The 14,603-nt window shown below is 57.4% G+C and carries 14 protein-coding genes; 9 read left to right on the top strand and 5 right to left on the bottom strand.

Features of this window, described 5'->3' with window-relative positions; all coding sequences use genetic code 11:
* The first annotated feature begins 45 nt into the window (after positions 1–45).
* From A5775_RS25575 to A5775_RS21595, 6 genes are all read left to right on the top strand, one after another.
* Positions 46–729, top strand: coding sequence for a hypothetical protein (locus A5775_RS25575; RefSeq protein WP_156660806.1), 684 nt, complete (start codon positions 46–48; stop codon positions 727–729).
* A gap of 511 nt (positions 730–1,240) precedes the next feature.
* Positions 1,241–2,065 carry a hypothetical protein gene (locus A5775_RS25570; protein WP_156660805.1) on the top strand — a complete coding sequence of 275 codons (825 nt, stop codon included), beginning with the start codon at positions 1,241–1,243 and terminating at the stop codon, positions 2,063–2,065.
* Positions 2,062–2,835 carry a glucose-1-phosphate cytidylyltransferase gene (rfbF, locus tag A5775_RS21605; RefSeq protein ID WP_067256905.1) on the top strand — a complete coding sequence of 258 codons (774 nt, stop codon included), beginning with the start codon at positions 2,062–2,064 and terminating at the stop codon, positions 2,833–2,835. Before A5775_RS25570 ends, rfbF begins: the two co-directional genes overlap by 4 nt.
* On the top strand, positions 2,823–3,911 hold the full coding sequence (gene rfbG / locus A5775_RS25150; RefSeq protein WP_231995244.1) for a CDP-glucose 4,6-dehydratase: 1,089 nt from the start codon (positions 2,823–2,825) through the stop codon (positions 3,909–3,911). Before rfbF ends, rfbG begins: the two co-directional genes overlap by 13 nt.
* Entirely contained in the window at positions 3,908–4,459 is a 552-nt protein-coding gene (locus A5775_RS21600) for a dTDP-4-dehydrorhamnose 3,5-epimerase family protein (protein ID WP_067256925.1), read from the top strand. Before rfbG ends, A5775_RS21600 begins: the two co-directional genes overlap by 4 nt.
* Complete coding sequence (locus A5775_RS21595; RefSeq protein WP_067256903.1) at positions 4,456–5,679, top strand: class I SAM-dependent methyltransferase; 1,224 nt, start codon at positions 4,456–4,458, stop codon at positions 5,677–5,679. The genes A5775_RS21600 and A5775_RS21595 overlap by 4 nt, the downstream gene beginning before the upstream one ends.
* Before the next feature lie 41 nt (positions 5,680–5,720).
* Here the strand turns inward: A5775_RS21595 and A5775_RS21590 are convergent, their stop codons facing one another.
* The 4 genes from A5775_RS21590 to A5775_RS21575 form a co-directional block, all read right to left on the bottom strand.
* Positions 5,721–6,491 (bottom strand): cephalosporin hydroxylase family protein, encoded by a 771-nt coding sequence (locus tag A5775_RS21590; RefSeq protein ID WP_067256901.1) that lies wholly within the window; start codon positions 6,489–6,491, stop codon positions 5,721–5,723.
* On the bottom strand, positions 6,484–7,542 hold the full coding sequence (locus tag A5775_RS21585) for a class I SAM-dependent methyltransferase (RefSeq protein WP_067256899.1): 1,059 nt from the start codon (positions 7,540–7,542) through the stop codon (positions 6,484–6,486). Before A5775_RS21585 ends, A5775_RS21590 begins: the two co-directional genes overlap by 8 nt.
* The gene (locus A5775_RS21580) at positions 7,542–8,372 is read right to left on the bottom strand and encodes an NAD(P)-dependent oxidoreductase (RefSeq protein WP_067256897.1); all 831 of its coding nucleotides are present in this window, start codon (positions 8,370–8,372) and stop codon (positions 7,542–7,544) included. The genes A5775_RS21585 and A5775_RS21580 overlap by 1 nt, the downstream gene beginning before the upstream one ends.
* 371 nt (positions 8,373–8,743) lie before the next feature.
* On the bottom strand, positions 8,744–9,394 hold the full coding sequence (locus A5775_RS21575; protein ID WP_067256895.1) for a hypothetical protein: 651 nt from the start codon (positions 9,392–9,394) through the stop codon (positions 8,744–8,746).
* A 382-nt stretch (positions 9,395–9,776) separates the two neighbouring features.
* Between A5775_RS21575 and A5775_RS21570 the strand changes: the two genes are divergently transcribed.
* Positions 9,777–11,093, top strand: coding sequence for a UDP-glucose/GDP-mannose dehydrogenase family protein (locus tag A5775_RS21570; RefSeq protein ID WP_067256893.1), 1,317 nt, complete (start codon positions 9,777–9,779; stop codon positions 11,091–11,093).
* 78 nt (positions 11,094–11,171) lie between these two features.
* Here the strand turns inward: A5775_RS21570 and A5775_RS25145 are convergent, their stop codons facing one another.
* Positions 11,172–11,858 carry a class I SAM-dependent methyltransferase gene (locus A5775_RS25145; RefSeq protein ID WP_082953118.1) on the bottom strand — a complete coding sequence of 229 codons (687 nt, stop codon included), beginning with the start codon at positions 11,856–11,858 and terminating at the stop codon, positions 11,172–11,174.
* 419 nt (positions 11,859–12,277) lie between these two features.
* Here A5775_RS25145 and A5775_RS21560 point away from each other — a divergent pair, with 419 nt between their 5' ends.
* Positions 12,278–13,315, top strand: coding sequence for a methyltransferase type 11 (locus A5775_RS21560; protein WP_231995243.1), 1,038 nt, complete (start codon positions 12,278–12,280; stop codon positions 13,313–13,315).
* 201 nt (positions 13,316–13,516) lie between these two features.
* Positions 13,517–14,603, top strand: a 1,087-nt coding sequence (locus A5775_RS21555) for a glycosyltransferase (protein ID WP_082953117.1), incomplete at its 3' end; no start/stop codon positions are given.

Genomic DNA, 14,603 nt, shown 5'->3' with positions numbered 1-14,603 from the left:
ATGGTTGGCATACGGTTGAATGCCCCGGGTGACACAATGGCAGTCGTGAAAATCATCCTGAACTTTTCGCCTGTTGCTCGGCGCTATCGTCGACGCAGCCGTCGGAGACTATCGAAGGCGACGGGGCCAGATCTAGCTGAAATGTCCATCTGGCCGGCCAACAGCGATAAGCCTCCAGTAAATCATCATCCATTAGCAGGCCGCGAGCGCGCGGACCACTCGCCGTTATACCCATATACAGTCGACCGAACCAAGCCGATCCGCGTATTAGAAATCGGTAGCTTTTATGCCGACTCGTTACCGATCTGGCAACAACGGTTACACCCCGATTCGGTCATCGCCGTTGTCGATATCAACTCCAAGCTTGTAAGAATCGGCGGTCCAGAAGGTACTCACGTTCGCTTCGGTTCGGAGCAAAACAGTACATTACTGACAGCGGTGGCCGCGCAATACGGTCCTTTCGATGTCATTCTTGATACCGGAAGTACCACGAGCGCCGACATGATAAAGTGTCTAGATTGCCTTTTCCCTAGCGGGTTGGTCGATCGCGGGATCTATGTGGTTAAAGGCTCTTGCTGCGACATTTGGACTTTCTACAGCCAGCTCTCGTTTGTCGACCTCATCAAGGCGCTGGTTGACGCGATATACGGCCATTACACGATGGCCACTTGCGAAGGAGACTTTCAAGCTGACCAAATTATTATTATGAGGCGCGCCATCGGGGTATAGACTGGGCATTTGCTAATGCGATATTAACCCGCTCGACCTTCCTTGAGGCATCCGATAGGCAGAATTGAGGAGTTAATCAGTCGGTCGAGACCAACCTACATAGGTGAAACCTAGCCATTATTGTCCGTTACGTGATCGTTCGCGCACTTGCTGGCCATGTAGACCGGCAATCGTGCACCGCACCGGGCGTCCTGCCGTAGCGTCAGTCAGGTCATGGTGTCGATGATTCGCCCAAGGATGGATATGATGTCATCTAGAATCGCTTGCGTGGCGAACGATTTGGTTACTAACTCACCGCTCGTGCGCACTGGTGTGGAGGGTGGATGAACCTTCAACGACCGAGCGGTCGTCGTCTATCGACAGTCGATCATCGCAGTTGCGGCCGCCTGCTACTTGCTTTCGGTCCACGGACCGAGGGAGGGAATGCGCCCGAACACTCGCTAGCACCCGAGCCCGAAACCAGTTCAGCCTCATGATCCATAGATTCTGCATTACTCATGAAGACCCCTTGTTGCCCCAGGGTTGGTACGACGATTGTATTGCACTCGGAGAATTTCAATCTGATTCCGCATTTCATGTTAAACAACTTGATCGATATTGGCATGAAGCCAGACCGCTCGCCTATGGCGCCGCAGGATCGCACGTATTGCCGATCGCAATCAAGAAATTGCCCCCCAGTGCTCAACTTATTGAGATTTCTTCCTATAGAAAAAGAATTCTGCCTACCCCAGAGGGAGTAGAGGCGCCATCGTATCCGACCATGAGAGAGCTTAGCCTTCGGGCTATTACCAGTCAGCCCGAACTAACAGTGTTCACCCCTAGAGTTGGCCGCGAGTTTCTAGTCGCGCAGCCGAAATATTTCAAGAAGTCGATAATCGGCCAGTACGCGGCATGCCATCACCGCCAAGATATACTCGATTATGCGTCGCTAGCAGTCGAAATGGGCGTGTTAGATTCAGATTCCGCATCTGAGTTTCTAGCCTCCAGACACTTCATCCCCGGCGGCGTTGAACTTGGGATCTATCCAGTTGACTGGCTGACAAAGGCGCTGTCAAGTATCGAATCAATTAGCCGACAATTCTTGAATCGCTATCACAATCGGGTGGAAAAGTACGACACATACCAAGTGCGAGCGGTCGGATTTCTTTCCGAACGACTGGGCTCGTTTCTTCTGATTCGACAACTTACGGAATTTTATTCCAATAAGATCCCCGCAGAAATATTCGGATACATGAGTGTGATCGTGGATGACAACTCGGGCTACTCTATCGCATCGACAGAGCCACAGGGCGGTCGTTTAAGCCGTTATCGCTCAAAAAGGAAGCAAGCGCGATGAAGGCTGTACTACTAGCTGGCGGCCTCGGGACTCGCCTAAGCGAGGAAACTGCGATTCGACCCAAGCCAATGGTGGAGATCGGCGGTCGGCCAATCCTCTGGCACATCATGAAACTCTACTCCCACCACGGCATTCAGGATTTCATCGTGTGCTGCGGATATAAGGGTTACGTCATTAAAGAATACTTCGCCAACTATTTTCTGCACATGTCGGACGTTACTTTCGATATGTCTGTTAACAGGATGGAAGTGCATCGGCACCACGCAGAACCTTGGCGGGTGACGTTGGTGGATACCGGCGACGAGACCCTGACGGGCGGGCGCCTGAAACGGGTGGGCGCCTACATCGAGAACGACGAAGCGTTCTGCTTTACCTACGGTGACGGACTCAGTGATGTGAACATTGGCGCGAGCATCGAATTCCACCGTCAGCACGGGCGCCACGCCACCGTAACGGCGGTACTCCCGCCTGGGCGCTACGGTGCCATCGAGTGCGCAGGCGACCGGGTGACCGGCTTTGCCGAGAAGCCGCGAGGCGATGGTGGCCTCATCAACGGCGGATTTTTCGTCCTGTCACCTGTGGTACTCGACTATATTCAAGGCGACCAAACCGCTTGGGAGGGGCCGCCATTGGCTCGGCTCGCTGCGGACGGTGAAGTAATGGCCTTCGAGCATTCCGGCTTCTGGCAACCGATGGACACGCTACGAGACAAAAATATGCTCGAAGAACTTTGGAGCAGTGGCGAAGCACCGTGGAAATGCTGGCCTTGAACTCCTTCGGAAATGCCTACAGCGGGCGCCGAGTCCTGGTCACCGGTCACACCGGTTTTAAGGGCAGTTGGTTGTGCCTGTGGCTGGAAGCACTAGGTTCGCGTGTCATAGGCCTCGGACTGGATCCATCGTCCGAGCCGAGCCATTGGAACCTGCTGAACCTGTCCGCTAAGGATCATCGGGTCGACATTCGCGATGAAGCTGCAGTGCTTGCGGTCCTCGCCGCTGAGAGGCCGGAGATCGTATTCCATTTAGCCGCACAACCGTTCGTTCGCCGGTCGTACCGCGACCCGGTAACTACCTGGGCTACAAACGTGATGGGCACACTGCATTTGCTCGAGGCAGTCCGCCACACGCCGGATGTGCGCGCGGTAGTAGTTGTCACGACTGATAAATGTTACGAAAACCGTGAATGGCCTTGGGCTTACCGGGAACGTGACAGACTGGGCGGGCACGACCCCTATAGCGCATCGAAAGCGGGGGCCGAGCTGGTCGCGGCGAGTCACCGCACAGCATTTCTGCATCAGCCTTCGGCCGCGTTAGTCGCAACTGCGCGCGGCGGCAATGTTATCGGGGGTGGCGACTGGTCTGAGGACCGGCTGATTCCTGATTTGGTGCGTTCGGTCACCGCTAACAAGCCGCTGACTATTCGTTCGCCGCACGCCACCCGCCCCTGGCAACATGTTCTTGATTGCCTCAGTGGCTATTTGGTGTTGGGTCAGCGGCTGCTGGCTGGTGATACCACTTGTGCTGATGCTTGGAACTTCGGGCCCGATGGGGAGGGGACTCGGACGGTTGAGAATGTGCTAAGCGCTGTTGTTCGCACTTGGCCAGACGTGCGGTGGCAGTTAGCATCGGATACTCAGCCACACGAGGCGGGTTTGCTCCAACTAGACAGCTCAAAAGCGAAAATGCATCTTGGATGGCGTCCCGTCTGGAATCTTGAGAACGCAATCGACCACACTGCGAGCTGGTATCGCCGCTTTCTTGAAGCCGGCGAAGTATCGAGCATCCACGAATTAACCACCTACGTCGCCGATGCAGGCAATTTGGGCCTTAATTGGGCGACCACATGAACGTCCTCGATACCCCGCTGCCCGATCTGAAGATCGTGCAATCCTTGCCTTTTCGCGATGCCCGTGGAGTCTTCGGCCGCATCTTCTGCGCCGAAGAACTTCAACCGCTACTGGGGAACCGCCAAATCGCACAGATCAACCACTCCAAGACGAGTCATGCCGGCGCCGTGCGTGGCTTGCACTTCCAAAGGCCACCCCACGCGGAGATGAAGATGATTCGATGCCTACGCGGGCGGGTCTGGGACGTCGCGGTGGACCTACGGATTGACTCTCCCACTTTCTTACAGTGGCACGCCGAGCAATTGGCGCAAGACGACGCGCAGATGCTGATCATCCCAGAGGGTTTCGCCCACGGCTTCCAGGTTCTGGAGCCCGAGAGCGAATTGCTATACCTGCATACGGCCTCCTATGATCCGCCATCAGAAGGCGGTGTTCGTCACGACGATCCCCGGCTTGCTATTTCCTGGCCACTGCCGCCGCGGGATGTCTCACCTCGCGATTTGACCCACCCCTTGCTGAGTCCCGACTTCGCAGGGGTCGCGTTATGAAATGCCGACACTGCGAAGTCACCTTGACTCACCGCTTTGTAGACCTTGGCTTTGCGCCCCCCTCCAATGCTTACTTACGCGCCGAGGACCTCTGTTACCCAGAGATGCACTATCCCCTCCGGGTTAACGTCTGCCACGAATGCTGGTTAGTACAAACCGAGGACTACGCCCGCGCTGAAGAACTGTTCAGCGCCGACTACGCCTATTTCTCGAGCACGTCTAGCAGTTGGCTCGATCACGCAGCCCGCTTTGCGCATATTGCGATTGAGCGTCTTCAGCTCGGACTTGAAAGCTTCGTCATCGAGGTCGCATCCAATGATGGCTACTTGCTGAAGAACTTCAAAGCAGCCGGCATTCCCTGCCTGGGCATCGAGCCGACCGCGAGTACCGCCGCAGCTGCCGAGGCACTGGGACTCTCGGTCCGGCGGGAATTCTTCGGTGAAAACTTGGGACGTCAGCTGGCGGCAGAGGGACGGCGAGCAGATCTGATTGTCGGTAACAACGTTTATGCCCATGTTCCTGACATCAATGACTTCACCCGGGGTCTGGCCGCCGCACTGAAACCTGAAGGCACCGTCACACTGGAATTCCCCCACCTGATGCCGCTGATCGAACGAACGCAGTTCGACACCATCTATCACGAGCACTTCTCGTATCTGTCGCTCACCACCGTGACCCGTATCTTTGCAATGGCTGGCTTGCGCGTCTGGGACGTGGAAGAACTACCAACCCACGGTGGCAGCCTGCGGATCTTTGGCTGCCATGCCGCAGCGGCGATCGCCACCACCGATCGCGTTAATGCGCTGCTGACTCGTGAAAGCCAGTTCGGGCTAACCCGACCTGAGACCTACGCGGCCTTCCAGCCTCGCGCCGACCGTCTGAAGGACGACCTTTTAGCCTTCCTAATTGAGCAAAAGCGTAACGGCCAACGCGTGGCGGCCTACGGCGCAGCAGCGAAAGGTAACACGTTGCTGAATTACGCGGGCGTCCGAAGCGACTTACTCGCGTACGTGTGCGATGCCGCTGTATCCAAGCAAGGCAAATTCATGCCAGGAAGTCATATCCCGATTCGCTCCCCTGAGGCGCTGCGTAAAAATCCGCCAGACAGCCTAATTATCTTGCCTTGGAACATCGTTCGAGAGGTGCAGAATCAGTTGGCTGACCTTGCGCAGAGCGGGACACGTTTCGTCACGGCAATCCCTGAATTGAGCTTTCTCTGAACCCAGCCTTCCTCACCGACTGGATGGTGTCCGGAACGATGTTACGCAGCCCTGTTCAGGTAGCCATTTGGGGCTACCGTAATCAGTAACTTGCACTCGATGTTCTTGTCGATCTGGAACTCTGCGTGGCTCTTGAGATATTCTCTGACCGCCGTCTTTGGGTTGTCGCCTGGGCCCCAAGGGCGGTCGGCTGATAAGTCACCAGGCACGTCCTCCACGATAGTGTCGAATACCACGCAGTAACTGCCTACCGAGGTCAGTGGGGCATAGGCTTCTAGTTCGGCCAGCACATGATCGTGCGTGTGATTGCTATCCAGACACACCAGCACGCGCTCATATTTCGCAGCAATTTCGTTGACCTGCGCCACCACATCGGGTGCGATGCTCGAACCCTGGATCATCTGTATGCGGGAGGCCATCGGGTGCGCCTCGATGGCCATACGATTATGCGCGCGAATATCGATGTCAACGCCAACGACCCGGCGATTGGATTTGGCAGGATCGAGCGTAACGCCGGCTTCGATGGCCTCGGCCATGTCTAACAGCGCCAGCATAGACGCACTGAAGATGAGTGACCCGCCGTGGGCGATCCCCGTCTCGATGATTAGGTCCGGACGGACTCGCCAGATCAATTCCTGCATAGCGACCATGTCCTGGGGGTACTGGATGATTGGCCGCGACATCCAAGCAAAGTTGTACGAATATTTGGCATGCAGAGAGGTCTGCATGAAATCGGCGGCGTGCGTCCGAAGATAGTCATTGCGGGACATGGCGTCGATCCGGTCCGCCACTTCCGCTTCGAAATCATCCACGCTCCACTCCAATCAGATTGAATCGATCTCTCGTAACCTTGCGGATCTCCTCCAAATAGTTGGAGTTCATCACGCAGATGTCTGAACCCGGCGAGAGCGCGGCCATCCCCTCATCCGGCGACATTACGCGTAGACCAGTGGCCGGCACGAACTTGCCGCACTTGCCTGGGCTGATGTCGATAAGAACGCTCACCGGATTCCCACAGCGTTCTCGTAAGAGCGAGTAGATGACACCTTTCGACGCGGCGCCCCACACGGCACTCGGCACCCCTCCCCGGTTGGACGGTGCGACGGTTGCCATCGCTAGAAAATCTTCGGGGAAGTTCACACGATCCGCCGCGCCGGACACGGGCGGCCGCAAGGTAGCGAGATCAGCGACGACGTAAAGGTATTGGCCGCCGAACAGATGGCCGCCCTCCACGACTCGGCCGAAGATCCTCGAAAAGTCTTCGAGCCTAAAGTAGTTGACGTGCTCGTAGAAAATGTCGAACCACGCTCTCGCGCCCAGAATCCAGTCGAAGCACGGCACCTCAATATAGATCAGCCCGCCGCCATTGGCGTCGCGCAAGCCTTCGAGGAAATCAACGGGGTTCTGGACATGCTCCAGCACGTGACGCAGAATCAGTCCCCTGGCCGACACGGCCACGCCATGGCTAAAGTTGCGACGCTGGACTGCGGGGTTTTCGCCCTCGTAGGTAGGGTCGAAGCCGGTGATGGAGTATCCGCGCGCCTGGAGCAGCTCGAGGAAATACGCCTTGCCGCAACCGACTTCGACCAACCCATGAGTGCCTAGGTTGCGCTCAACGATATTTGCGACTTTTTCCAGGTGACTTCTGAACAACGGGCTATGTGCCTGCTCGTTTTGGTATGCAGCGTCATAGTTCATCGCTTCCGGCCGAAAGGCCGCGTTGTATATGAGGCCGCTGACATCGTCTTGGACCAAACAAATATCGCCTCGGGGGCACTCGCGCGCCTCCTGAGCGGAGTCGTACATGCGGTTCTGGAAGATCGGAAAAGCTGGCTGCTCGTAAAGCTGTGTCACGCCACTCATTACACGTCCTTCCGCACACCGACGACCCGTGGTGGGTCAAAAGTATTCTCGGGCCTCGCCCCAAAACTTAATAATTCTCGCCGACCGTACTCGTCGGCAATGCGTTCGGCGAGCTGTCGAACGCTCACCCCTTCACCTGAACAGATGTTGACAGCGCCCTCCTCTCGGCCCAACACGACATCGACAATCATTCGAGCTGCGTCTTTCACGTCGATGAAATCACGCACTTGGTCGCCGCGAGTCAGAAGCACCTGCTGCCCGGCCTCCAGTTGCCTCCGAATGTATGGCACAAGCCGCCGCTCATCTTCACCTTCTCCGTACAGGTAGAAGATTCGACACCAGGCAAAACTCATGTTCTCCTCGCCGAGAAAACAGCGGAGCACCTGGTAGGCCGCCGCCTTACACACGGCATACAAGGTGGTAGGAGCTAAGGGGGTATCGATCGTCATCAGGCCTGCGGAAGTGTCATATTCCGCGCAGGTTCCTATGCCGACGAATCTCTTGCCCCCGACTGCGGAGAACGCGCGGGCCAGATGGAGGCTTCCCGTGAGGCATGCGAGGTTCGACGGCGAGGTGAGGTATTCGCCGGGTTCAGCATGCCAAGCAGCATGAACCAGGGTTTCCGATCCATCCAGCAACTCTTCCAATCGCCCGGTCCCTTCTGCAAACAAGTCGGGCGTGCGCGCAACCGTTAGCGTTCCGCGTGCCGGAATGTCATGCAAACGAGACGGATCTCGAACGACAGCTTTTACCGAGTGACCCCGCTCGAGCAAGTCCGCAAGGATCTGCCTTCCGACGAATCCTGTTGCGCCCGTTAAGATAACGGTCATAGATGTCTCAGCTCCAAGGTGTTCGAGGACCTAGTCGGCAGCATGCGATCACACTTGTGTCAATGCTCAAGTCTCTCAAATCAGCTCCTCACCGAGACCTCGCGCGCCATCGGCCCTCAGGCCGTATTCAGTTGGATTCTCCCCTCCTGAAGCCTCGATTATGAGTTTAGGAGGAGCCTGTCGCGCCCGGAAAAGTTGATTCGCCCGCTATTAGTTCAGTGCAGCATGCAAGTTGATGCAGAGCACGACGCCGCAGGAATCGAAGCTACTGCATCACGGGCCGCCCCCGCCGATGCCGGGACGAAGTGAGGTCGGACGCTGTCCTTTACTACGCGCAGTACTACAGCGGTCAGGTGGTCAACTCGGGAAACCTAATTGAAGTCAATTTCCCAGTGAGTGATCACATTACTGGGTACCGGACGTGCCGACTGGATGACTGCCATGCGCCCCACCAATGTTACCTCGGCGTAGTCCTCAATCTCACGGTATTGGGGCCGCTGGGTGTAGTCATCGACCACGACGGTCCACTCTGTCTGTGCGTGCAGCATGTTGAAAGCTTTGAAGGCGCAAGCAACGCGGAATCGGCCGTCGATCAACACTAGGTCGGGTAGGAGCCCCTCCACACATTCAGGCGGGGGATCAGACGCGCGGCGAAACGACTGGCGACGAACGTCGTTAATTCTCCCCCGTGGACGGCCCCACGTCCCAGTCCGGCCGATATCAGCGTGCCGAAACACTTGTCCGGGCTTGCCCAAACCGTCGCCTTGGATCTTGGTGCGTACGGCATCGAGGAAGTACGGGTCGGTGTCCACGGCGATGAAGTCCACCCCGACTCTGGCCGCCTGGTAAGTTGACCCACCCATTCCATACTCGAGATACCGTTTGGCGGCCCTCAGTTGATCTAGGAACCAGTTGGTGGTTTCAGGGCTGTCGAAGTGCGGCATCTCCGGTACCTGGAGCCGGCCTAATCGCTGCTGCGCCGTGAAAGCAACTTCGTTTACCTCATCCCAAAATTTCTTCACGCGGTAGGAGCCCCTTTCGGCCGAGACTCTACATGCACGAGCGGACGCTCCGGGGGCAGTTGGTGAGGTGCCTTAGACGTAGCCAGCTTGTGAGTGAGTTCACCATGACACTGTGACACTGTCCGATTTGCCGAGCGCACGGCCCCGTCGAAGGAACGGGGTGGTCGTTCACGAAACGAACGACGAGTACATTTGCGAGGTCCAAGGCCGAGGACCATGTCCATACCCGTGCCGCGAACGGAACCAGCGGCGAGATCGGCTCAGCCCGAATCCGGCGAAGCTATTTGTGATTGTTACGAAAGCTGCGCTGGATTTGCCTATGCACACGCTGCGGTTACGGCAATATGGGCAGCGGTGACCGGTTGGGGGGATAGAGGACAAGTTGAAAATCTCGGTGATCGGATCCGGCTACGTCGGGCTAGTCACGGGGGCCTGCCTCGCGGATAGCGGCAATGATGTCGTCTGCGTCGATATTGATAAGGCCAAGATAGATCTGCTTCTCGGGGGCGGCGTCCCGATTTTCGAGCCCGGCCTGGCGGAACTCATCGCGCGAAACCGTGAGAACGGGCTGATCGACTTCACCACTGACAAGCAGCGTGGGATTGAACACGGGGACGTCATCTTCATCGCTGTCCCAACGCCCATGGGTGAGAGCGGCGCAGCCGATCTCACACACGTCTTCTCCGCGGCCGCCGATATCGGATCGCATATGGACCGGTACAAGGTCGTGGTCGACAAATCAACCGTTCCCGTCGGGACTGCCGACGAAGTACGAGCGATCATCCGCAGCAAGACCCGACACAAGTTCGACGTCGTGTCAAATCCCGAATTCCTGAAGCAAGGCAAGGCGATCGCCGATTTCATGCAACCCGACCGGGTGGTGATTGGCAGCGATTCCGAACGGGCCCTTAAGGTCATGAAAGATCTCTACGAGCCCTTCCTTCGTACTTTCCATCCCCTAATAGCCATCGATGTCAAGAGCGCCGAGATGGCGAAATATGCGGCGAACTGCTTTCTCGCGACCAAGATTTCCTTCATTAACGAGATGTCGAACTTGTGCGAGAAAGCCGGAGCGGACATTTCGGCGGTGCGGGAGGCCATCGGAGCAGACAAGCGCATCGGCTATGATTTTTTGTTCCCCGGGATAGGCTACGGCGGTTCCTGCTTGCCGAAAGACGTTCGGGCGCTTCTACATACCGCCAGCCGCTTCGACTCGGAAACACACCTGCTGCACGCAGTCGAACATGTCAACGACCGGCAGAAAGAGGCTCTCGTATCGAAAATCATCACCCGATTCGCAGGAGAACGAGCAAACACGAATCTACGTGGTTTGCAAATTGCGCTCTGGGGCCTCAGCTTTAAACCACAAACCGACGATGTGCGCGCGGCCCCCTCTCTCGTCATCGCGAAAAACCTGGCAGAATTTGGCGCCACAGTGCGAGCCTTTGATCCCGAAGCAACCGGACAGGCGAAGAAGGTCCTCGGAGATTCGATCGAGTATGCCGGGAACATGTATGACGCCGCCGAGGGTGCTGATGCGCTGCTACTTCTCACGGAGTGGAAGCAATTCCAGCGGCCATCGTGGCAGCGTGTCAAGTCGGCGATGCGTCAACACGTCGTGTTCGACGGCAGAAATGTCTACGACCCTGAACGCTTGCGAGCGGAGGGATTCGAATACTACGGGATGGGCCGAATTTAACGATTCGACAGAACCCCTTGTTCCGAGACAATTTGCTGTTCGGCTAAGTAGACAAGTACCTAGGTAAAATTTGCTAGATCAGCCTTCGACCGACTTTTGGAAAATTTTGTTAGGTACCACCTCGCGATAACGCGAGTTTTGCCTGACCACGACATCAATGATCATCTTCACTTGTCTCGTGGAGATCTGCTCGGCGGTGTACAGCTTGCCTGTCAACGGGAACGCGGAGGGCTTCAGTGATGGTGACTGTTCAAGTGTCCATTCATAGTCATCGAAGTCGAGGTACCCACCAGGCTTCAACAATTGATCGGCGAGAAACGTCGTCAGCGCGTCGACGGCCCATGTGTGAGCGCCGTCAATAAAGATGTAGTCATATATCGGCATCTTGTGCATTTCTAACAATTTGCCTAAACTCCAATTATAGGAATCCAAGAGTTTGTACGATGAACCGAACGCACGGATGTTGGAGTACCCCGCAGCCCGGACTCTTTGTTCGACGTCCGCAACACGATCCTCATAGTCGAAGATATGAAGTTCACCCTCCCCGTTGAGGAATTCCGCAAGTCCGAGCGTTGTGTGACCTTTATATATACCTATTTCAGCTATCGAGCGACAGCTAGTCTGTCGAATAAACTCGAGAGTTGCATCGTTGGAACTAAAAACAGCAACTTGACGTGGATAGCGGCTGCGTTCGCTGCCGGAAAAACGAAGGGCGATCGACCGGGCTCTATTCGCAATACTCATCGCACCGTCCAGGATACTCACACCATGTCCGTTCTCGTCTCGACCGAAACCACGAGCCCACAGGATACCGCTACACGCTGCCCATTCACCGGAGGCAGTCCGCTTATAAGAGGGTTGATTCCATAGCCACTAGGCGACGGCTGCCACTCCTGCTGCTCAACTCCGGCCGGCTTCGGCCCGCAAAATGGACTGTTGGCCTGCGCAGGCAAACGGCACCGAGTCCCCTCCGCATGTCCTGCCGCCTGCGTAGGAGGGGGCTAGGTCTCAAGACAGTGCCGCTAGGCGCGCTGGAATCCGTTCTATGCCGACACCTGACGCACGGCCCTTGACGCGGACTCCGCGGGTTCTATAGTGTCAGCACTCATTTCGTGAGCAGCGCCCGCTGGATGATCATCCGTATTCCGCTAACTCTTCAATGAGTTGCCGCCGAGGATGGGATCGTGACAACAACACCCCCAGTCATCTTCATTATTTTCAATCGGTTGGACACCGCCAAGCAAGTGTTCGAAGCTATCAGGACCGCACGGCCAAAGACGCTCTTAGTGATCGCTGACGGCCCACGTCCGGACAGGCCGGGAGAATTTGCGAAGTGTGAAACGACACGCGCGATTGTCGACGAGGTGGATTGGGAATGCGATATCCACACGAATTTCTCGGACGTAAATATGGGCCTCTGTCAACGTATTTCGTCTGGTATAAGCTGGGCCTTCGAACTCGTCGACAAGGCGATCATCCTCGAGGACGACTGCGTGCCCGATCCTTCCTTCTTTCATTTCTGTGCCGACCTCCTCGACCGCTACGCGGCTGACGAGCGGGTCATGATGATTTCTGGCAACAATCATCTCTTCGGACGCCCTGGAACGGCGGATAGCTATTACTTTTCCAGATATCCACATGTGTGGGGCTGGGCCACTTGGCGACGTGCGTGGGAGAAGTACGACCCAGACATGTTGCGCTGGCCGGAGATCAGGGATAGGCAGCTCTTCGATCAGTACTTCACGAAGAGACGCGACCGCTATCACTGCGAGGGCATGCTTCAACTCGTGTACGACAGGTACGGCGGCATGGCCAACACATGGGCCTGGCGGTGGTTTTACAGCACGTGGGCAAACTCAGGCCTTTGCGCCCACCCTGCTCGCAACCTGGTGCGGAACATTGGCTTTCAGACCGACGCGACGCACACACACACAAAATACGACAGCGTTTATGGATCGCTGGCTGCTGAAAAACTAGATCTGCCCCTCGTCCATCCAGCCAACGTGCTGGCTAGTTCTGACACCGACGATCTCGAGGCGAGGCTCCGGTTCAAGTATCACGGCACGGGCATGTTGGGTGTGTTCTTTAAAGAACTTGCGGCCCTAGTCCTAGTCAAAAGGATTAAAAGACACGCCCAGAATTTCTGGACGGCTCGCCGTTCCGGCCGCAGCGCACAGAGTGCCGTGGATGCCAACTCTCCGCCAACTCACACGTTCGGATAATTCCCTGAATCCGGTTTCCTCTTTGTCTGCATATCGTCCGGCCGGCTGTCGTGTCGTGCCTCGATCCGGATCTACGCGGCGTTCGTTACCATCGAATACACGCGTTTGCGAACCTACTCTCGGTGGAAGCAGATAGTTCAAGCCGCGATCAAATCTAAAGCTATGCAGGCTTAACCCGCACGACCATCGGAAGGATTCGTCGTGAAATTTGCCCTGGCGAGCTATGGGACTCGCGGCGATGTCGAGCCGTGCACGGCGGTGGGCCGCGAACTGCAGCGGCGCGGACACGACGTTCGCCTGGCCGTGCCGCCCAACCTGGTTGCGCTGGTCGAGTCGGCCGGACTTGCGGCGGCCGCCTACGGGCCCGATCAGCAGGACGGCTTCTGGGACACCGACTTCCTCGGCAAGTTCTGGAATTTCCCGGAGGTGAGGAGGCGGTGGCGCGAAGCCCAGGACATGCTCACCCAATCCTGGGCGGAGATGAGTGCGACCCTGACATCCCTGTCGGACGGGGCCGACCTGGTGTTCACCGGCCCGGGGTTTCCGGGGGTCGCTGCGAACGTGGCCGAACACCTCGACCTTCCGTTGGCCACAATGCATTACTTCCCGATGCGGCCCAACGGTCAACTTTCCCCCGGCCTGCCCGCACCGCTGGTCCGCTCCGCGATGACGGCGCTGGACTGGACCCAGTGGGGGGTGACCAAGAAAGCCGAGAACGCCCAGCGCCGCGGCTTCGGCCTGTCGAAGGCAAAGCGTCCCGCGCCGCAACGGATGGCCACACGCGGCGGGCTGGAGATCCAGGCCTACGACGAGGTGTGCTTTCCCGGGCTGGCCGACGAATGGGCGAAGTGGAAGGCCCAGCGCCCCTTCGTCGGCACGCTCACCATGGAGTTGACGACGGACGCCGACGACGAGGTCGCATCGTGGATCGCCGCGGGCACCCCGCCGATCTGCTTCGGGTTCGGCAGCACTGCGGTCGATTCGCCGGCCGACACGATCGCCATGATCGGCGAGGCCTGCGCCCAGTTGGGTGAGCGGGCGCTGGTGTGCTCCGGCAAAACCGATTTCACCGGCGTCCCGCAGTTCGACCACGTCAAAGTGGTGGGCGTGGTGAACTACGCAGCCGTCTTTCCCGCCTGCCGCGCGGTGGTACACCACAGCGGCGCGGGGACCACGGCCGCGGGCCTGCGCGCCGGAGTGCCCACGCTGAGCCTCTGGACGGCCGGCGACCAGCCGATGTGGGGGTCGCGTGTCAAGCAACTGAAGGTGGGCGCCTCCCGGCGGTTTT

This window comes from Mycobacterium sp. 852002-10029_SCH5224772 (genome assembly GCF_001667315.1).
GTDB lineage: Bacteria > Actinomycetota > Actinomycetes > Mycobacteriales > Mycobacteriaceae > Mycobacterium.
Note: the sequence above shows the minus strand (reverse complement) of the source record. Positions and strands in the feature narration are given on the sequence as shown.